Origin of the sequence: Intestinimonas sp. UBA1698 (assembly GCF_002320075.1) — a bacterium.
GTDB lineage: Bacteria > Bacillota > Clostridia > Oscillospirales > Oscillospiraceae > Intestinimonas > Intestinimonas massiliensis.
In genome coordinates this window covers 1-17989 of the sequence record NZ_DCJO01000027.1, presented here as the reverse complement: position 1 = coordinate 17989, position 17989 = coordinate 1, and the positions used below count along the sequence as shown (strand labels likewise).

Annotated in this window: 19 protein-coding genes and 1 pseudogene; 3 read left to right on the top strand and 17 right to left on the bottom strand. The window is 61.5% G+C overall.

The window, feature by feature from the left end; all coding sequences use genetic code 11:
• Nucleotides 1-147 precede the first annotated feature (147 nt).
• On the bottom strand, nucleotides 148-1362 hold the full coding sequence (pepT, locus tag B3H64_RS05325) for a peptidase T (protein WP_286733564.1): 1215 nt from the start codon (nucleotides 1360-1362) through the stop codon (nucleotides 148-150).
• Between the two features lie 204 nt (nucleotides 1363-1566).
• Between pepT and B3H64_RS05320 the strand changes: the two genes are divergently transcribed.
• Entirely contained in the window at nucleotides 1567-2502 is a 936-nt protein-coding gene (locus B3H64_RS05320; protein WP_050617756.1) for an alpha/beta hydrolase, read from the top strand.
• Between the two features lie 307 nt (nucleotides 2503-2809).
• Here B3H64_RS05320 and B3H64_RS05315 read toward each other — a convergent pair whose 3' ends face one another.
• The 7 genes from B3H64_RS05315 to B3H64_RS05285 all read right to left on the bottom strand — a co-directional run bounded on the left by B3H64_RS05315 (nucleotide 2810) and on the right by B3H64_RS05285 (nucleotide 7363).
• Entirely contained in the window at nucleotides 2810-3169 is a 360-nt protein-coding gene (locus B3H64_RS05315) for an arsenate reductase family protein (RefSeq protein ID WP_050617755.1), read from the bottom strand.
• 293 nt (nucleotides 3170-3462) lie between these two features.
• On the bottom strand, nucleotides 3463-4296 hold the full coding sequence (locus B3H64_RS05310) for an endonuclease VIII (protein WP_286733561.1): 834 nt from the start codon (nucleotides 4294-4296) through the stop codon (nucleotides 3463-3465).
• 4 nt (nucleotides 4297-4300) lie between these two features.
• Nucleotides 4301-4939, bottom strand: a complete 639-nt coding sequence (locus B3H64_RS05305) for a GyrI-like domain-containing protein (protein ID WP_286733560.1) — start codon at nucleotides 4937-4939, stop codon at nucleotides 4301-4303.
• Entirely contained in the window at nucleotides 4917-5414 is a 498-nt protein-coding gene (locus B3H64_RS05300) for a GyrI-like domain-containing protein (protein WP_050617752.1), read from the bottom strand. Before B3H64_RS05300 ends, B3H64_RS05305 begins: the two co-directional genes overlap by 23 nt.
• A 62-nt stretch (nucleotides 5415-5476) precedes the next feature.
• Nucleotides 5477-5917: a DUF3788 domain-containing protein gene (locus B3H64_RS05295; RefSeq protein ID WP_050617751.1), complete on the bottom strand. Its 441-nt coding sequence runs from the start codon at nucleotides 5915-5917 to the stop codon at nucleotides 5477-5479.
• A 67-nt stretch (nucleotides 5918-5984) separates the two neighbouring features.
• Nucleotides 5985-6443 (bottom strand): S-ribosylhomocysteine lyase, encoded by a 459-nt coding sequence (locus tag B3H64_RS05290; protein WP_050619545.1) that lies wholly within the window; start codon nucleotides 6441-6443, stop codon nucleotides 5985-5987.
• Nucleotides 6443-7363, bottom strand: a complete 921-nt coding sequence (locus tag B3H64_RS05285; RefSeq protein ID WP_050617750.1) for a helix-turn-helix transcriptional regulator — start codon at nucleotides 7361-7363, stop codon at nucleotides 6443-6445. Before B3H64_RS05285 ends, B3H64_RS05290 begins: the two co-directional genes overlap by 1 nt.
• Before the next feature lie 393 nt (nucleotides 7364-7756).
• Between B3H64_RS05285 and B3H64_RS05280 the strand changes: the two are divergent.
• Nucleotides 7757-8134: pseudogene (locus B3H64_RS05280) on the top strand (transposase); the annotation flags it as partial.
• 104 nt (nucleotides 8135-8238) lie between these two features.
• Here the strand turns inward: B3H64_RS05280 and B3H64_RS05275 are convergent.
• The 9 genes from B3H64_RS05275 to B3H64_RS05235 form a co-directional block, all read right to left on the bottom strand.
• A complete protein-coding gene (locus B3H64_RS05275; RefSeq protein WP_286733555.1) occupies nucleotides 8239-8784 on the bottom strand; it encodes a redoxin domain-containing protein in 546 nt (181 codons plus the stop codon).
• Nucleotides 8785-8874: 90 nt separating this feature from the next.
• Nucleotides 8875-10110: a MalY/PatB family protein gene (locus tag B3H64_RS05270; RefSeq protein WP_050617747.1), complete on the bottom strand. Its 1236-nt coding sequence runs from the start codon at nucleotides 10108-10110 to the stop codon at nucleotides 8875-8877.
• Between the two features lie 120 nt (nucleotides 10111-10230).
• Complete coding sequence (locus B3H64_RS05265; protein WP_256303698.1) at nucleotides 10231-11649, bottom strand: APC family permease; 1419 nt, start codon at nucleotides 11647-11649, stop codon at nucleotides 10231-10233.
• Nucleotides 11650-12001: 352 nt separating this feature from the next.
• Nucleotides 12002-12508 (bottom strand): MarR family winged helix-turn-helix transcriptional regulator, encoded by a 507-nt coding sequence (locus B3H64_RS05260; protein ID WP_050617745.1) that lies wholly within the window; start codon nucleotides 12506-12508, stop codon nucleotides 12002-12004.
• Nucleotides 12509-13075: 567 nt separating this feature from the next.
• On the bottom strand, nucleotides 13076-13459 hold the full coding sequence (locus B3H64_RS05255; RefSeq protein WP_050617744.1) for a metal-dependent transcriptional regulator: 384 nt from the start codon (nucleotides 13457-13459) through the stop codon (nucleotides 13076-13078).
• A gap of 30 nt (nucleotides 13460-13489) precedes the next feature.
• Nucleotides 13490-13918 carry a flavodoxin gene (locus tag B3H64_RS05250; protein ID WP_256304873.1) on the bottom strand — a complete coding sequence of 143 codons (429 nt, stop codon included), beginning with the start codon at nucleotides 13916-13918 and terminating at the stop codon, nucleotides 13490-13492.
• A gap of 43 nt (nucleotides 13919-13961) precedes the next feature.
• Nucleotides 13962-14543 (bottom strand): DUF3793 family protein, encoded by a 582-nt coding sequence (locus tag B3H64_RS05245; protein ID WP_050617742.1) that lies wholly within the window; start codon nucleotides 14541-14543, stop codon nucleotides 13962-13964.
• 150 nt (nucleotides 14544-14693) lie between these two features.
• The gene (locus B3H64_RS05240; RefSeq protein ID WP_050617741.1) at nucleotides 14694-15074 is read right to left on the bottom strand and encodes a metal-dependent transcriptional regulator; all 381 of its coding nucleotides are present in this window, start codon (nucleotides 15072-15074) and stop codon (nucleotides 14694-14696) included.
• A gap of 85 nt (nucleotides 15075-15159) precedes the next feature.
• Nucleotides 15160-16035 carry a LysR substrate-binding domain-containing protein gene (locus B3H64_RS05235; protein WP_286733543.1) on the bottom strand — a complete coding sequence of 292 codons (876 nt, stop codon included), beginning with the start codon at nucleotides 16033-16035 and terminating at the stop codon, nucleotides 15160-15162.
• 264 nt (nucleotides 16036-16299) lie between these two features.
• Between B3H64_RS05235 and B3H64_RS05230 the strand changes: the two genes are divergently transcribed.
• The gene (locus tag B3H64_RS05230) at nucleotides 16300-17850 is read left to right on the top strand and encodes an L-lactate permease (protein WP_286733542.1); all 1551 of its coding nucleotides are present in this window, start codon (nucleotides 16300-16302) and stop codon (nucleotides 17848-17850) included.
• Nucleotides 17851-17989 lie beyond the last annotated feature (139 nt).

The window sequence follows — 17989 nt, the reverse complement described above, 5'->3', positions numbered from 1 at the left end:
GCTCTTATAGCATAGCATAAAATACGGCGCTTTGAGATACGATTTTTGCATGGCCTCATACCGTTTTGGAATTCAGGCGCTCCTTCCGGCGGAAAACGGCAGGGGGCGCTCCTTTCGGAGCGCCCCCTGCGCCTGCGTGTTCCTTCGCTACGACTGGGTCACCAGGTTGACCAGCACCTCCACCATCTTTTCCAGGGACCGAACCGGGATGTACTCGTGGACCCCGTGGAAGTTGACCCCGCCGGTGGACAGGTTGGGACAGGGCAGGCCCATGTAGCTCAGACGGGCTCCGTCGGTGCCGCCCCGGATGGGCACCTCCCGGGCCGCCACTCCCGCCTTCTCAAAGGCGGCCCGGGCCCGGTGGATCAGGTACATATGGGGCTCCACGGCCTGCCGCATATTATAATAAGAGTCCTTCAGCTCCAACTGGAAGGTGTGGGGGCCATACTTGCCGTTGAGGTAGGAGCAGATAAGCCCCATGCGCTCCTTCCGCCGCTCAAAGCCAGCCCGGTCGTGGTCCCGGATGATGAAGGAGAGCCGGGCCTGGGTCTCGTTGCCCTCCATGTGGTTGAGGTGATAGAAGCCCTCGTACCCCTCGGTGTGGGCGGGAGTCTCCGCCGGCGGCAGCATGTTCACCAGCTCCACGGCCATCAGGGCGGCGTTCTTCATCTTGTTCTTGGCCGAGCCGGGGTGGATGTTGAGACCGTGGACCGTAACCGTGGCGGAGGCGGCGTTGAAGTTCTCGTACTCCAGCTCGCCCAGCTCACCGCCGTCCACGGTGTAGGCCGCGGCGGCCCCAAAGCCCTCCACGTCGAAGTGGTCGGACCCCCGGCCCACCTCCTCATCAGGGGTGATGCATACGGCGATGCGGCCATGGGGCAGCTCCGGGTGGGCGGTCAGGTACTCCAGGGCGGTGAAAATCTCGGCCACCCCGGCCTTGTCGTCCGCCCCCAGCAGGGTGGTGCCGTCGGTGACGATCAGATCCTGCCCCGCATAGCTGCGCAGGCTCTCGTACTCCTCGGGGCTCATGGAGATGCCCTGCTCGGCGTTCTGAACCAGCACACCCCCCTCATAGCGGACAATGCGGGCCTGCACGTGGGCGCCCGGCGCGTCGGGCGAGGTATCCATGTGGGCGATCAGGCCCAGGCAGGGCACTCCCTCGCACCCGGCGGTGGCGGGAAGCCATCCATAAACATAGCCGTACTCGTCCATCCTGGCCCCGTGGAGGCCCATCTGGGACAGCTCGGCGGCCAATTCCGCCCCCAGCACCTTCTGCTTGGCGCTGCTGGGCACGGTCATGGAGTCCTCGTCCGACTGGGTGTCAAAGCTCACATACTTCAAAAAACGTTCCACAACTGTCATACGTTCCGTTCCTTTCTGTGGAGTCACCGTTTTTTCCCAACGTGCCGCAAATGTCTATTGACGGCCTTCGGCGGGAAAGATAAACTGGGAACATACCTTCATTTGCCGTGCATGCAGCGTCTTGCGTGATCCTCGCGCCGCCGCCGGAAGCCGGGCAAGCCAACTGCAATATGGTTATTTTATCACAAAAGGAGCTGCAATGCTATGGCCTCTTGCCGAGAATTTACCTTTCCCTCCAGCGACGGGGTCCACCGGGTCCACGCCATGGAGTGGCTTCCCGAAAGCGGCTCGCCCCGCGGAGTGGTCCAACTGGTCCACGGCATCTCGGAATACATCGGGCGCTATTCCTCCTTTGCTCGGTTTCTGACGGACCACGGCTTCGCCGTGGTGGGGCACGACCACCTGGGACACGGCAAGACCGCCTCGGGCCGGGAGGAATACGGCTATTTCGCCGACCAGGACGGCTGGCGGCACATCCGCAACGACATCCGCTCCCTCCGCACGGCGGCCGGAGAGCGTTTTCCCGGCCTGCCCTATTTCCTGTTGGGTCACTCCATGGGCTCCTTTGCCGTCCGGCTCTACCTCATCGACTTTCCCGGCACCGTGGACGGCTGCCTCCTTTCCGGCACCGGACAGGAACCGGCGCTCCTGGTGGAGGTGGGCCGGCTGCTGTCCACCTTCTACGCCCGGCACAAGGGCCCCCGGTACGTCAGCAGGCTCCTCACCGCCCTCTCCCTGGGGGGCTACAACCTCCACTTCCGGCCCAACCGCACCACGGTGGACTGGATCAGCCGGGACACTGCGGTGGTGGACGCCTATGCCGCCGACCCCATGTGCCGCTTCGTCCCCACGGTGGGCATGTTTCACGACATGATGGAGGCCCTGCAATACATTGCCCGCCCGGAAAACCTGCGGAAGATGGACCCCTCCACTCCGGTCTATCTCTTCTCAGGAGACCGGGACCCGGTGGGCTCCAACGGCAGGGGTGTCCAAAAGGTGTACGGCTTTTTCCAAAAGGCCGGGACCAGGGATCTGCGCATGAAGCTCTACCCCGGCGGACGGCATGAGATGCTCAATGAGATCAACCGGGACGAGGTGTACGCCGACGTGCTGGCCTGGCTGGAGGAGCATCTGCCCTGAACGCAGCAGCCCCGCAGGCCATACGGCCTGCGGGGCTTTTTGCTCAACTCCGGTCCGTTGGAGACGCAGGGCATCATCTTGGCGTCCGGGCGGTCGAAGTCGTTCTGGCTGAAATCCTAACAGCCCCCGTCGTCTTTTGGCGGGGTCATGGTCACGGTGACGGCGGGCTCATAGCCCACATGCGCAGATTGGCCCGCACCCGGTCCAGGACCGGCCCGGCGCAGCAGCGGCCCAACGGGAAGTACGCCTCATCGGACCCGGCGGCCACCTCCGCCTCCAGGCCGTCGGCGCACTCCTGGCGTGCATCCTAGTCGCTGAAGCCCAGCTGCTGTGCCCACTCTTTCTCCCGGAAGCCCACCAGCACAAAGTCCTCCCCCACCAGGATGGGCCGCTTGACCAGCATCCCGTCGGCGGCCAGCAGGGCATACTGCTCATCCTCCGTCAGGTCGGGGAGCCGGTCCTTCAGGGAGAGCTCCTTGTATTTCAGTCCGCTGGTGTTGAAAAACCGCTTGAGGGGCAGGCCGCTTTTCGCGTGCCACTTCCGCAGCTCGTCCTCGCCGGGATGCTCCAGCTTGATGTCACGGGTGCCACAGCCGACGCCCCGCCCGTCCAGCCAGGCCTTCGCCTTCTGGCAGGTGGAGCATTTGGGATACCATACCAACAGCATCTGTCATTCTCCTTTCGTCTTCTATCATGTAGCGGAAACCGTCTGAAGCGGAACACCTTCCGTTTCCTTTTGGATTATTTGCCGGGAGATAGGATTCGTCTGGCCACAGAAGCACAGACTATTCCGATTTGCCCGCTCAGTCTTTCAGACTGGTTTCAGGAACGGGCGGTATAATGACATTATGACCTGGAAAGGATGAGATGAACGTGCTGCAAAAGCTGTCTTTGCTTTTAGCCGAGGCTTTTTCGACACGCTGAGGCCCGCCGCATTGCGGTGGGCCTCTTTGACCATCCTTACCCCTCGAGCGGCTGGCAGCGGATACAGAAGTAGACGTTGCCCCCCAGATAGGCCTGGCGGATAATCGCTCTTCCGCAGAAGGGGCAAGCCCCCCTCCAGGTCTTGGCGGACAGGTAGGTCTGATAGCCACCGCTCTGGCCCATCAGGTCCTTTTCGGTGTCCCTTCCCCCCTGGTCCGCCATTTCCCGGAGGGTGTTCTTCACTGAGTGGAACAGCCTGGTCCGCTCGGTCTCCCTCAGGGTCTCCAGTCTGCGCTTGGGGTGGACACCCGCCCGGAACAAAACATCCTGGAGGCAGCCGTTCCCCAGGCCGGGGATACGCTGCTCGGCGGCCAAAAACGCCTTGGCGGACAGACCGGGCCTGGCCTGTGCCCACAGCCCGCCAAAGTAGCTCTCGTCAAAGTCCCCCGACAACGGAGAGGGCTTCTCCCGAGCCACCCGGTAATAGAAGTTATCGTCGATGGCCCCTGCCGGGAAGGCCAGCAGGGCCCCATACATCTGGACGCTGGCCACCAGGGCGGCGCCATCGTCCAGCTCCAGCAGGAGCTGGCGCCGGTCCGGGCGCCTGGCCCCCGGCGCCAGCCATCGCAGGTTCACCCCGTCGCTGAGGTCCAGACGGCTGTCCTCCAGCCTCAGCTCCACCCGCCCGCCATAGGCCTGGGCCTCCTCCAGCCTGCGGCCCTCCAGAAGCCGGGGATACCAGGCCGGCTCCCCCTGGAAGAAGGCGAAGCGGTGGGGTGTGCCGCCCGCCTCCGCCCGGACCACCCGCCTGCCCCGGGCCCTTTCGTTGATCTGCCCCGCAAGGACCAGGGCCTCCGGCAGCTCCAGCATGGCGTTACCCCCTCTCTACCGGCAGGCGCAGTATGGTCCGCCACTTCTCCGGCGGGACCCTTCTGGGGTCCCCCAGGTAGATCTCGTGGTGCCTGCGGGCCGGGTCGTCCGAGGGCCGCAGGCCCTGCTCCCCGGCAAAGGCCATCATCCGCTCCATGGCGGCGGTCTCTGCGTCATAGGGCCCCACGTGCAGGCACTGGACGCACAGCCCCTCCGTCACCGTCTCCAGCCGTACTCCGGACAGGTCCACACCGGGCTTTTTTCGTGCGCACTCCTCCAGCGCCCAGTGAAGCACCTGGGGCGTGACGTATTCCGGGGCCCGCAGGGCCGAGGTCCACCGCCAGGTGGATCTGGGCACGGAGAGGAGATCGTGCCCCCCCTCCTCCGTCCACCAAAAGCCCTCCAGCGGGGGCAGCACGTAGTCGAAATATCCCTCCGGCTGCCAGGGGCCCAGCCTGCTCATTTTCAGGGTGAAGGTGACGGTGTAGAGGGCGCTCATAGCCGCCTGGTACGCCGCCCCGCTGGGGTCCCCCGCCCCATCCACCAGAAACATGGGGATGGGCGGCACGTCCACCAGGCTGGGCCGCTTTCCCGGCTGGTAGAGATCCCGGTACTCCTTTTTATAATCCCGCTTGTCCGCCATGTTCTCCCTCCTGCTTCAGTGCCAGAAAGACGTGGATCTCCTGCTCCTCGCCCTCCGCCTCCGGCCAATACTCCTCAAAATCCGCCGTGTAGGCCCGGTCCAGCGGCAGCTTCCAGACCTCCGTCCAGAACTCCCCCGCGGCCCTCTGGACGTCCCCCCGGACCACAAACTCAGCGTACCGTCCTGCGGGGATGGTCTTGACCGCCGTGCCCGCCGGGCGTTCCGCTGCCTCGGTCACCGCCCGTCCGATGGTCACGTCGTAGGGGCCGGTCATATCGGTCTCGTAGGCGTCGTAGAGCCCGATGGAGTGGTCGTCGGCGGGGTGCGGGACGGCAAAGAAAATGCCCTCCTCAAACAGCCGCCGCCACAGCGCCCCGATGGCCGCGCCGCACTCCGGGTCGTCGTTGCGCATCCGGGCGGTTAGGCCCACCACCGTCTTTTCCTCCAGCTCCACGATCTGATAGCTCATATCCATACCGTCTGTCCCTCCTGTGGTTGATGACACCATCTTACAGGGTAAAAGTGGACACCTGTATGTCATATTTTGTTCCAATATCTCACCGGGGCTCGCCGGAGGGCGATCAGGCGCTTTACATCCTCCAGACTCTCCCGGTCTGCCACGTCGATCATCAGCCACTTTTGGCCCATTCCCTCCCTGGTGTCCTGCCAAAGCCGCCGGGTGCCCTCGCTCAGCATGGGCAGCAGCAGGTCCGCCCCAGGCCGCTCCCGCCGTCCGATCACCACCAGGGCAGTAAAATACCCCCGCATGGGATACAGGGTACACAAACCCCGCCCGCCCTTGCGGTATTTTATATTCCATCCCGTGGGCACACACCGGCTGTACTCCCATACAGGTGCGGTATCATAGGCGCGCTCCAGATAGGTCCGCAGTTCTCCCCAAAAGGGATTATCCACATAGGCCTCACAGGTCTCTAGGTCGGGCGCGGCCGACGGGTCCAATTGACTCCAGGTCTCCATTTTAAGTCCCTCCTCTTTGATGGACAGTTTACAGGACGGCAGTGGACATCTGTATGTCATATTTCTTTTAATAGGCCAGCTTTTCCACCGTCCAGTCCTTCAGGATGGGGAGCATCTTCCGGGCGGCGGCCCGGGCTCCCTCCAGGTCCTGCTCCCGGTAGTTGCCGCACTCCGCCTCGGTGGCCCCGGGGATGGGGCCCTGGTAGTCCGCGATAAAGGCCATGGTCTCCCGCACCAGGCGGATGGCCGTCTCTGGAGCCATGTCCCGCACCAGAAAGTAGAATCCGGTCCGGCAGCCCATGGGGCCGGCGTAGATGACCTGCCCGGACAGGGGGCCGCTGCGTACATAGGTGGCGAACAGGTGTTCAAAGCTGTGGATCGCGCCATAGCCCAGATAGGTCCCGCAGTTGGGCCGCACCATGCGGATATCATAGGTCACCACGTCCCCGTCCACCCGGGAGATATACATCCCCTCGGTGAGCTTGGTGTGGTCCACCTGAAAGCTGGCAATTGGTTTGAGTTCCATCATCCATCTTCCTCCTTGTTGGTTTCCCAGGCCGCCCAGTGCCGGCGGGCCAGCTCCTGCCGGACCCGCTCCGGAGACAGGACCCGCAGGGCCCCGCCGTAGGTCATCAGGTATTCGTACATCCACTCGTTGTCCGGCAGCCGCAGCCGTACCCGAAAGCCGCCGTCCGGCAGCTCCTCCCGCCGCTCCGGGGGAAACTCGTCCCGCACCCGGAAGGCCATGGTCGGAGCGATGCGGGCCTCCAGGTCCACGGCGCTGCCGCCGTAGCCGTCCGCCCGGTCCTCTGTGGCCGGGGGCGGCAGGGCCCGGCGCCGGAACCGCTCCCCGGGGGCCTCCACACCGTCCATGCGGGTGAGCTTGAAATAGCGGAAATCCTCCCGCCGGCGGCACCAGGCCAGCAAGTACCAGTCATTGCCCCGAAAGACCAGCTTCATGGGCTCCGCGGTACGGACCTCGGTGCCGCCCGCCGCGCCGCTGTAGCGGAAGGTGAGGACCTCCCGGCGGAAAATGGCCTCCCTGAGCCGCCGGAAGCGGTCGGTCAGCGGGCTGTCGGGGCTCCAGGCGGAGAAGTCCACCTGGAGCCAGTCCTCCTCCTCCCCGCCGAAGAGGGCGGAGAGCTTGTCCAGCACCGGCCCCGCGCCGCCGGGCCCCACGGCCTCCATGCCCCGCAGGGCGGCCAGAAGGCTGCGGCGCTCCTCGGCGGAGAGCACCGACTTGTTGAGGACGAACTGCTCGGTGAGCCGGATGCCGCCTCCCTTGCCCCGCTCGGCGTAGATGGGGATACCCGCCTGGGCCAGGGTGTCCACGTCCCGGTAGATGGTGCGGCGCGAGACTTCGAAGTGCTCGGCCAGCTCGTCCGCCGTCATGCCCTTGCGGTCCAGCAGTAGGTAAACCAGCTCGAACAGCCGGGATAACTGCATGGCCTCTCCCCCCTTGTCCCGGTCCTGCCTCCAGTCTAACCGCGGCGGCGGAGAAAGTCAACGAAAAGAAGGGCTCAAAGGGCCTTGATGCGGGCCGCGCAGGCGGAGCAGAACCAATCCTCGCCATTCCGGATCAGGTTGGGGCCGGTACTGTGGCACAGCCGGCAGCACCGGTCCGCGTTTTCCAGCAGAATGCGGTCCAGCTCATCCCATTATGCCAAGAAAAGGACAAAAAATTAAGAACTTTTTCAAAAAGCCCGGAGCTGTTTGCTTTTGAGCTTCTTGAAACGCTCACTCATGCCGCTGCTTGTCTCGACAGATTATGTTATTTTAGAGGCAAAAATTGACAGCTTATGTAAAAACCCTCATGATCACCACACCCACTGTGCGGCTGACCGAATCGTCAGTGTGAGCCAGCCCTTTGTCCGTCCCATTGTGCGGGGAAAGGCAGGCAGGCCAGCGGAGTTTGGCGCAAAACTGGATATCCCGGCTTTGGGACAGCCCAAGAAGGGGGAGACCAGAGACAAGGCTCAGGACTACCGGGACGAATGCGAACGAGTAGAAGTGGAGCGCAGGTTCAGCCTGGCGAAACGCAAATGCGGCCTGGGGCTGGTCACCGCAAAGCTGCGGGAAACCGCTGCCCATGTGATTGCCATGTCCGTGCTGGCGCTGAATCTCCGCAAGATTCAGCGCGCCCTTTTGCGCCTGCTCGCCTATCTCATGTTAGTAAACATTAAATATTGTTTGTACATAATAAAATCCTCCATGTAAAATCAGTAGTTGCCAAAGAGCACTGCCTCACACGGAGGAGCATTTAGGGCATAAAACCGCAGAAAAAGGGCGGCCCGAAGGCCGCCCTTTCCAAACGCGCCAGTTTATTTCAGCAATTCCACCAGTTCCTGCGGCGTGGGCACGTCCCCGGCGGAGACGCCGTAGTGGGCGTAGCTCAGGACCCGATCCGGCCCCATGACGAAACAAGCGGGGAGCTGGAGCTCGTCCCCCTCGTAATCGCCGTGCTTGAAGCCGCCGGCGGTGGCTTTGGCGATCTTTCCCATGGTCTTCAGATCGGCCATCTTGGCCTTGGACTCGGCGGGGGCGATCTCAAATTCCTTGTACAGCTTCTGCTCCAGGTCGCAGACGATGTCGAAGGGCAGGTCGCCGGGCTTCATCTGGCCTGCCAGCTTGGCGGGGTCGGACTGAAGCACCACCAGCATCTGCCCGCCGGTGGCGGCGATTTTGTCATACTGGGCGGTAAACTGATAGATGTCGTACTGGCACAGGGTGCAGCCATAGTAGCGCAGGAACACCAGGGCGGTCTTCCCTGCCGTCTTCCCGGCGGTCTCGGCCAGGGTGCGGCCGCTTTCAAAGGGGGTGTCGAAGGTGAAGTCGGGCATCTGGGTACCCACAGTGAGCTTGGGCATGGCAAAAACTCCTTTCGTGATTCAGGCGGATAGGCCCAATCCCCGGTAAGAAAGAGCCTTGTTGGGGACAGGCGGTTTGAAGCTGGGAACTCAGGCGTTGAAGACGTACTTGTCCAGTCGCTCGAAGGCCTCCTTCACACGGGAGAGGGGCAGAGCCAGGTTCAGACGGATATGGCAGGGGCCGTGGAACATCCGGCCGTCCTGCCAGATGACGCCGCACTCCAGGCCGGCCTTCTCCACGTCGTCGATGGTCTTGCCGTGAACCTCACACCACTTGGAGCAGTCCAGGAACAGCATGTAAGTGCCCTGGGGCTTGGAGACCTCCACGCCCTCGAAGTGCTTGGCGATGTAGTCACAGGCGTAGTCGATGTTGCCGGTGACGGTCTCGCACAGCTCGTCGCACCACTCGTAGCCCTCGGGCTTGTAGGCCCCGATGAGTGCGTGGAGGGACAAGACGTTCATGTCGTTGTAGTGGGGCAGAGAGGACTCCTTGTCCATCCGCTCCCGGATCCACTGGTTGTAGACGATATGGTAGGAGCCAACCAGGCCAGCCAGATTGAAGGTCTTGGAGGGAGCGTAGATGGCAGCGGTGCGCATCCGGGCGTCCTCGCTGACGGACTGGGTGGGCACGTGCTTGTGGCCGGTGAGGATAATATCGGACCAGATCTCGTCGGAGACCACGAACACGTCGTGCTTCTTGAACAGCTCCATGGCCTTCTCCACTTCCCACTTCTCCCACACGCGGCCACAGGGGTTGTGGGGGGAACAGAAGACGGTGGCGTGGATCTTGTTCTCCACGATGCGCTTCTCCATGTCCTCAAAGTCCATGCGCCAGACGCCCTCGGCGTCCTTGACCAGGGGAGAGAGGACCATGTTATAGCCGTTGTTGGTGAGGGCACTGGTGAAGCCGATGTAGGTGGGGGTGTGCAGCAGCACGTTGTCACCCTTGGAGCAGAACACGTTCAGGGCGCTGATCACGCCGCCCAGAACGCCGTTTTCATAGCCGATGTGCTCCCGCTTCAGGCCGGTGACCCCGTTGCGGGTCTCGTGCCACTGGATAATGGAGTCGAAGTACTCCTCGGTGGGCTGGAAATAGCCGAAGGCCGGATGCTGGGCCCGCTCGATGATGGCCTGGGGGATGGTAGGGCAGGTAGGGAAGTTCATGTCGGCCACCCACATAGGGATGGTGTCCAGGCCATCCTTGATCTGTACGTCCGCCAAGGGCTTCATAACGAAGTTGCCCGCGGCGTCCGGCTGGGGGACCACGTCGACGGCGATGGCGTCCTTGCCATGGCGGTCCATGATAGAGGTGAAATCGTACTTCATTGTAATTGTAATCGGTCCTTTCTGATTTTACATCCTTTATTTACTATACTATATTTCCACGGATAAGGGAAGCCGGTCCAAAGGAACCGACTTCCCTTATCCGAGGGAAAACGAAGAGACTCAGACAGCCTTGGCGGCCTTGGCCTCCCGCAACTCCTCGGCCTCCTCGGCCGCGGTGGCGGCCAGGGCGGCGGCTGCGATCCGCTCGCGTTTGGCTAGCAGATCTTCCTTCTTCACGGCGCCGGTTCTGAGCCGCAACTGCGCCAGGCCCATCATGACCACCAGCAGCACCACACAGAAGACCATGGAGCCCACGCTCAGATCCTTAAACAGGTAGTAGGACACAGCCAGCGCACACACCGTGCCGATGATGCACAGGCAGTTAAAGATGGGGGTAGGCATATGCAGGGTAGCCTTTTTCCACTGCTCGGGATACCGCTTGACCAGCTTGATCATGGAGATATTCATATAGGCGTTCATCACCATGGAGATGATCATGAGCAGGGAGATCAGCGCGTCCACGGACAGGCCGGTGAACAGCGGCACAATAGAGAACACCAGGAAAAAGCCCATCATCATGTAGGGGTAGCCGCTACTCGTGGTCTTCGCGAAGATCTTGGGCAGCCAGCCATCCTCGGCCACGGCCAGCAGGGGGTAGCGCAGCATGGTCATGCCGGAGGCCAGGGAGGACATGATGGCGCAGCAGGCGGCGCCCAGAATAAAGATGTTAAACATCGTGGGGCTAAAGATGGTATAGGCCACCAGGGACAAGTTTTCCCCCGCGACCTGCTCCACTGGGAGCACGCCGGCGGCAACAATGGACATCAGCGCATACACCACGGCGACGGTCAGGCAGATGAGCAGAATTCCGATGGGAATCGTCTTGCGGGGCTTTTTGGTGGCAGGCATGACCGAGACAGGGGCCATGGTGGTGCCCTGGCAGGCAAAGGACATCATGGCGATGGCGCCGATCAGGCCGCCAAAGCCGCCGGAAAAAAACTGGCCGTCAGCGTTAGAGAAATACCCGGGCTGCACTTGGGGAAGGCCCGCGGCCAAGAATACGACAATGGAAATCAGCAGTGAGGCGGTGATAATCGTGGTAATGGTAGCCATTGCCTTAGTGCCCTTAATGGATATGGCAAAGAAAATCACTATCAGCAGGGCCGCGATCCAAAGCTGATATTCCGCCAAACCTGTGAAGACTGAGACAAAATAACTGGCAAAGGCCAGGCCGTAGGAAGCCATTCCAAGGCCGTTGACAATGGTGGCCAGGGCGGAAAAGCCCGTCATGGTGGGCCCCATCAGCATGGCCTTCATATCATAATCGCCGCCGGGGAGGACGAACATGGAGCTCATGATGGGGTGGAACAGGTAAGCCAGCAGCATGTACAGACAGCCCACGGAGACCGCCAAAACGATGGAGCGGCCGGTATAGGCGATGCCGAAGCCCATCATCACGAAAATGCCCGATCCGATGGCGCCGCCCACACCCAGGCTGAAAATATTGAACAGCCCTAGTTTCTTTTTCTCAGCTTGCATTTTGTTTCCTCCTCAAAGGTTTCCCGATTTTTACTCTTATTCATAAAAGCGGGCCCGCTTCTACTTCCCGACGGTTTGGAAGGAGTATCGTGTTCCGCATGCGGAACACGATGGAAAGGCTAGCCTTTCCATCGTCCAATTAATCACCTCAATCTTTAATATACTTAATTATGAAGTATATTCATCATAACACTTTATTGGGATACGTCAAGGAGTTTTTTGTGCTTTTTCTACAATTCATGCGCATCGCACAAAATAGGTTTTTTCTTTTTGTCGGATTTGCACATCATCCATTTACAGAAAAACAGGGCCGGACAGCTTCTGCTGTCCGGCCCTGCTCCCTTTGATCGAATCACTCGTTCCGGCTGGCCTCCGACTTTAAAAACCGCTCCCGGCTGCGGCGCACGTCGCCCTGATAGGCCTCGTTGATCTTCCGCTGGACCATCACGTGATGCTCCAGCTCCTCGCTGGAAAATCCCGCAAGCAGCCCGAAGGTCTCGGCCTGGCAGTAGCGGTTGAACTCCAGGTGGTCCTCATAAACCTTTTGCCCGCTCTCCGTGAGCTTCAGGTTGAACTGTCGATTGTTGTCCCGGTTCCGGGTCTGCTCCACCCAGCCCTTCTCCTTCAGCTTGCGCACGATCTGGGAACAGGCGCTGGGGGTCTTTTTCAAAATGTTGCCCAGGTCGGTAATGGTGATGCCGGGATAGGCGGCAATGAGGTCGATGATATGCCCCTCCGCCTGATAGAGGATGTTCTCTCCATAGTGGTGGGGCAGAGAATCATACTCGCACATCAGATCATACGCTTCGTCCTGGGCCGTCCATAGCTGCCGCAGCAGTTCCTCTCTTTTATCTCCCATATTCGGCCCTCCTCCTTTTTTTATTATTATAGATTATTATAGACAGCTTCTTCTACCTTCGCAAGTCGAAAGTCTCAATTGAATGCATTTATATTTTCGGCTCTGCTGTAGTAGGCGTGGAACTCTCGGATCGCCTTTGCTCCGCACGCCTTATCTCCAAGGATATTGTTTCTCTCAATGTTGAACTGGCTGAGCAAAGAAACGGCATGAACGGAATCATGGTCGTTGCCGGAACTGAGCATGAAAGCCAATGGATTGCTTAAGCCATCCACCAAAGTAATGCGTACTGAATAAAGCCAAAAGTCTTAAACCCCAAGGCTTTCAAGGCCCATTGGCTTTGTTCCGGTGCAGGGTTTCTTGGTAAATGAGCCAGAAAACCTTGCACCTTCCGCCGGAACAATACGGCGCTCCAGCAGAAATACGCAGTGGCCGCACGAATAAACCGCTTGGCGGTTCCTTCCGTAGACACTATTCAAATTTTTAATTCATAAACAAAATGCGTCCAACGCCAGGCGCATAGAACGAGCGCCCGCCGGTCTCGCTCCGGCGGGCGCTCGCTGTGGGTATTCAGGCGGTGCAGCCCCGCTCCTCCAGGACCTTCCCCTCGATTTGGGCCAGACTGCGCTCCGACAGGCAGCACAGGCAGTTGACGGCGTCGGCCCGGGCCGTCTCGCTGTCCACCTCCAGGTATTCGGTAAAATAGGCCTTCAGCAGGGCGCAGGCGGTATAGAGGCGGTTGGCCTCCCGGATGCCCCGCTCCGTCAGCCGGACCTTGCCGTAGTATCGCTTCTCTGCCAGCCCCTCGGCAGACAGCACGCCCAGCATGTGGACCACGCTGGCCGGCGTCACCTCCAGGCGGCGGGAAATATCCACCGAGCGCACCGCGGTGCCATCGTCGCTGAGCTCATAGATGGTCAGCAGATAGCGGATCGCGGCCTGCGAAATTCCCATGTGCCCGTTCCTCCCCGGCCTCGGGCCCGCTCAGGCGGAGGCCAGGCGTGCGCCCAGCGCCCGGCAGGACTCCAGCCCCGCCTCGTCGGGGGCCTCGTTGACGATCAGCCCCTCGCCGCAGAGGACGGCGCCGGCCTTCTCGGTCCGCTCCTGCCACTCCCGCATCCACTGTCCGTCGCCCCAGCCGTAAGAGCCGAACAGGGCCACCTTCTTCCCGGACAGCTTGCCCTCCAGAGCGGCGAAGAAGGGCTCGAACTCCCCCTCCTCCAGCACCTCGGCCCCCATGGCGGGGCAGCCCAGGGCCAGCTTGTCATAGGCCGCCGCCGCGTCGGCGCTGATCTCAGAGACGGTCAGCAGCTCCGCCTCCGCCCCGGCGCTCTTGGCCCCGTCCGCCACGGCCTGGGCCATGGCGCCGGTATTGCCCGTTCCAGTCCAATAAATAACTACCAGCTTACTCATAATGGAAACCTCCTGTTGATAGAATGTAAGGGTTGCTCTGATCTCACGCCGCCAGCGTCCCGGAGACGCCGAACAGTTGTGAAAGCGTCATGCCGGCTCTCAGCCGGGCCAGGAGACTGTCCCGGCAGCGGTCGAAGCGCCGAAACTGCCGCCGGGCCTCCTCCACGTCGTGGTAGACCTTCCAGTACCCGCACAGCTTGCACCCCGCGCCGCCCCGTGCCTGAAACGCCCGCACATCCTCGGCGGGGTAGCCCAGAAACAGGCCGATCTCATGGGGAAAGCCGCCCGCCGCCGTCAGCCGCCGCCGCAGGTACGCCAGCCGCCCGGACAGGGGCCCCTCCGCCGGGTAGCCCGCCTGGACCAGCAGGCGGTCCACCTCCGGCCGGGCCAGATGCCGCTCCAGCAGGGCGGGTCGGTAGACCAACAGCAGGAACCGGCGGTCGCAGCGGCACAGCAGCTCGAACCGGATGCCCCGCCCCTCCAGAGCGGCGCGGTAGCCCTCCACCATGGACGCCAGCCCCGGATACTGCTCCGCCGCCAGAGAAATGAGGCAGGCGGACTTCAGTCCCACCAGCGCCGGGGAGCAGTGATAGACCACCGTCTCCTCAAAGCGCGCAGATCCCATGCTCACCCTCCCTTGGTTAGTTTCTGCTAACTCTGATGCAAAAGAAAAAGGCGCCCGCCCTTTTCCTGGTTAGCTTTTGCTAACCGGTATGGATAAGATACCACATCTGCCCTCGGCTGTCAAATCTTTTTTCTCCCGCCCGGCCTTTTTTCAGTTCCGCTTCTGGCCGTTCCGGAGAATATGGGCCCGGATGCAGTCGAAGGTCTCGGCGCTGATGTCGTGCTCCATGCGGCAGGCGTCCTCCCGGGCCACCTCGGGGTCCACGCCCAGAGCGGTCAGCCACTCGGTGAGCAGGCGGTGGCGCTCGTAGATGCGCTCGGCAATCTCCCGCCCGGCGTCGGTCAGCCCCAGCCAGCCCTCCGGGTCCATGGTGATGTAGCCGTTTTCCCGCAGGCGGCTCATGGCCCGGCTGATGCTGGGCTTGCTGTAGTTCATGTGGTGTACCACGTCGATGGACCGGACCATGCCGTTCTTCTCCTTCAGCACCAGAATGGCCTCCAGATAGTCCTCGACCGACTCGTTGATGGTCAAGTGTCACCCACTCCTTTCTGCCATGGGGTCTGTGCGTTATTGTACCACGGAATACCGCCGGGCACAAGCCGCATCTCCCACCGGCCTACGGCAGGGTGTCCGCCCGCTTGAGGAAGAACTCGATGAAGTACCGGCTGGCGATGGGCAGGATATCGGGGTCCTTCATCACCAGCGACACCCGGCGGATGACGGGCGGCACGGTGGGGAGCTGCACGATGCGGAAGTTCATCTTTCTGAGGGCCAGCTCGGGCAGGATGCTGACTCCCACATTGGCCTCCACCATAGAGCAGATGGAAAAGTTATCGTGCATCCGCAGCTCCACCCGTGGCTCCAGTCCCAGGGTGCGGAAGGCCTCCAGAGGCTCACTGAGGCACCCCCCCTCCAGCAGCAGGAAGGTCTCCTTGGCCAACTGCTCCAGGGTGACCCACGGCTGGGCGGCCAGAGGGTGGTCGGGGTGGAGAATGGCCTTGTGCCCTCCGCTGGTGACAAAAATGGTGTGCAGGCCGCGGACACTCTCCGCGTCCGGGTTGACGAAGCCGAAGTCGATCTCCCCCGCCCGGACCCAGGCCGGGATGGTGGTGTAGTCCCCCTGGTGCAGCAGAAAGTGGACCTTGGGGTACAGGGTCTGAAAGTCCTTGATGAGCCCGGGCAGCCACTGGCTGGAGACGCTGGACAGGGTGCCGATCCGGATCAGGCCGCCGTTCAGGCCCTTCAGCTCCCGGGTCTTTTCCAGCATGGCGTTGTAGTGGTTGACCGTCCTCTGGATGTATGGAAGGAGGGCCTCTCCCTCCGGGGTCAGCTTGATGCCGTTGCGGGAGCGGTAGAGCAGCTTCAGCGACAGCTCTGACTCCAGCGACTGCACCATCTGGCTCACCGCCGACTGGGAATACCCCATGGCTTCGGCCGCCTTGGTAAAGCTGCCGATCTCCAAAATTTTCAGCAGGGCAAAATACCGTTCCAATCCGGTCCCCCATTTCATAAGTTACGCTTATTTTTACATTAGGAAAATTGGCTTTCATTATTTATGTTCATAGTATATACTCGCGTTGAGGAAAAGGCAAGGAGGTATGATCGTTTTAGACAAAGGACAGCGGGGTCCAGGGGGCTTGGGGAGCCATCTGTCCGCCACCCCGCTATCCCGCCCCACATCCCCCGGCTGTATCTGTGAAGGGTGGCGCTGAACACAGTGCGGGCCTGCCACAATCATTGGAAAGAAGGATGGAACATGAGCTTTGATTATTTGATCGCACTGATTACCATCGCCTGGCTGATCATCGGCTTTGTCGTTTTGAAGCTGCCGGGCCACATCTGCTGTCCCATCGGTTTGGCCATCACCATCGTGCTGGCCCTGTTCCACTGGCATATGCCCGTGGTCAGCGCTCTGACCGCCGCCCTGGAGGGCGTGGCCATGGCCGTCTGGCCCATCGGCATCATCGTCATCGCCGCTATTTTCGTCTATAACCTGTCGGTCAAAACCGGCGGCATGGATACCATCAAGACTACCCTGACCGCCATCTCCGCCGACCGCCGTATCCAGGTCCTCATCATCGCCTGGGGCTTTGGCGGTTTCTTGGAGGGCGCCTCCGGCTTTGGCACCTCTGTGGCCATCCCCGCCGCCATCCTGGTGGGCCTGGGCTTTAATCCCATCCAGTCCTGCATCATCTGTCTGCTATCCAACGTCCCCGTAGCGGAGCTGGGCGCCATCGGCATCCCCGTCATCACCGGCGCCAGCCTGACCAATCTCAACGCCACCACCGTCAGCGGCTTTGCTGTTCTGCAGCTCTTCGTGCTGATCGTGGTCTGCCCCATCTTTATGGTGCGCTTGGCGGGCAAGCTCAAGGGCGTGTGGGCCACCACCCTGGTTTCCGGCCTGGCCTTTGCCGTTCCGGCCTATCTTATCGGCGCCTTTGTCGGCCCCGAGCTGAGCACCCTGGTGGGCGCCATCGGCTCTCTGGTGGCCACCTTCGCCATGGCTAAAACCGTCAACAAGATCACGGATAAGGAATACTACATGGACGGTGCCGACGCCGCCCGTGAAAAAATGAAGCAGCTCTCCACCGCCGATATGGTCAAGGCGTGGAGCCCCTTCCTCCTCATGTTCGTCTCCATGCTGCTCACCTCCAAGCTGTTCCCCGCCATCAACGCCCCCCTGTCCGCCATCAAGAGCGCCGTGCCCATCTACATTAACGCCGCCGGTGAGCGGACGGCCATGTATACTTTCTCCTGGATCAACACCCCCGGCGTGCTGATTTTCCTGTCCGGCGTCATCGGCGGCCTCATCCAGGGCGCCTCGATTTCCGATATGGCAGGCGTGTTGGGCGCCTCCCTGAAGCAGATGTTTAAGTCCATCATCACCATCGTCTCCATTATCGCCATCGCCAAGGTCATGGGCTATGCCGGCATGGTGGCCGATATCGCCACCGGCATGGTGGCCCTCACCGGCTCTCTGTATCCCCTGTTCGCCCCCATCATCGGCGGCATCGGTACCTTTATCACCGGCAGCGTCACCTCCTCCTGCACCCTGTTCAGCGCCCTGCAGGCACAGACCGCCTCCACACTGGGGCTGAGCCAGGAGTGGCTGGTGGCCGCCAACGCCGCCGGTGCTACAGTAGGCAAGGTCATCTCGCCCCAGTCCATCGCCATGGCCGCTGCGGCCACCGGCTGCGTGGGCTCCGACGGCATCATCATTCGGAAGGCCATCGTCTACTGCGCCATCTTCCTGGTCTTCCTGTGCGTCTTCTCTTACGCCGGCGTCTATTGGTTCAGCATCGGCTGACCCGATCTCACTCTGTTCGGCCACGCCATCCAGCCTGGCCAGCAGACGGAGCCATGCAACTGCTTATTAAAGGAGGAATACCATGCAAATCGCGTACGGAACCAGCGGGATACCCTGGGTGCGGAGCCTGGAGGGCGTG

What these genes read in the sequence shown, in the direction of transcription:
- pepT (WP_286733564.1), bottom strand. Translation starts at nt 1,362, where the DNA reads ATGACAGTTGTGGAACGTTTTTTGAAGTATGTGAGCTTTGACACCCAG.
- B3H64_RS05320 (WP_050617756.1), top strand. Translation starts at nt 1,567, where the DNA reads ATGGCCTCTTGCCGAGAATTTACCTTTCCCTCCAGCGACGGGGTCCAC.
- B3H64_RS05315 (WP_050617755.1), bottom strand. Translation starts at nt 3,169, where the DNA reads ATGCTGTTGGTATGGTATCCCAAATGCTCCACCTGCCAGAAGGCGAAG.
- B3H64_RS05310 (WP_286733561.1), bottom strand. Translation starts at nt 4,296, where the DNA reads ATGCTGGAGCTGCCGGAGGCCCTGGTCCTTGCGGGGCAGATCAACGAA.
- B3H64_RS05305 (WP_286733560.1), bottom strand. Translation starts at nt 4,939, where the DNA reads ATGGCGGACAAGCGGGATTATAAAAAGGAGTACCGGGATCTCTACCAG.
- B3H64_RS05300 (WP_050617752.1), bottom strand. Translation starts at nt 5,414, where the DNA reads ATGGATATGAGCTATCAGATCGTGGAGCTGGAGGAAAAGACGGTGGTG.
- B3H64_RS05295 (WP_050617751.1), bottom strand. Translation starts at nt 5,917, where the DNA reads ATGGAGACCTGGAGTCAATTGGACCCGTCGGCCGCGCCCGACCTAGAG.
- B3H64_RS05290 (WP_050619545.1), bottom strand. Translation starts at nt 6,443, where the DNA reads ATGGAACTCAAACCAATTGCCAGCTTTCAGGTGGACCACACCAAGCTC.
- B3H64_RS05285 (WP_050617750.1), bottom strand. Translation starts at nt 7,363, where the DNA reads ATGCAGTTATCCCGGCTGTTCGAGCTGGTTTACCTACTGCTGGACCGC.
- B3H64_RS05275 (WP_286733555.1), bottom strand. Translation starts at nt 8,784, where the DNA reads ATGCCCAAGCTCACTGTGGGTACCCAGATGCCCGACTTCACCTTCGAC.
- B3H64_RS05270 (WP_050617747.1), bottom strand. Translation starts at nt 10,110, where the DNA reads ATGAAGTACGATTTCACCTCTATCATGGACCGCCATGGCAAGGACGCC.
- B3H64_RS05265 (WP_256303698.1), bottom strand. Translation starts at nt 11,649, where the DNA reads ATGCAAGCTGAGAAAAAGAAACTAGGGCTGTTCAATATTTTCAGCCTG.
- B3H64_RS05260 (WP_050617745.1), bottom strand. Translation starts at nt 12,508, where the DNA reads ATGGGAGATAAAAGAGAGGAACTGCTGCGGCAGCTATGGACGGCCCAG.
- B3H64_RS05255 (WP_050617744.1), bottom strand. Translation starts at nt 13,459, where the DNA reads ATGGGAATTTCGCAGGCCGCGATCCGCTATCTGCTGACCATCTATGAG.
- B3H64_RS05250 (WP_256304873.1), bottom strand. Translation starts at nt 13,918, where the DNA reads ATGAGTAAGCTGGTAGTTATTTATTGGACTGGAACGGGCAATACCGGC.
- B3H64_RS05245 (WP_050617742.1), bottom strand. Translation starts at nt 14,543, where the DNA reads ATGGGATCTGCGCGCTTTGAGGAGACGGTGGTCTATCACTGCTCCCCG.
- B3H64_RS05230 (WP_286733542.1), top strand. Translation starts at nt 16,300, where the DNA reads ATGAGCTTTGATTATTTGATCGCACTGATTACCATCGCCTGGCTGATC.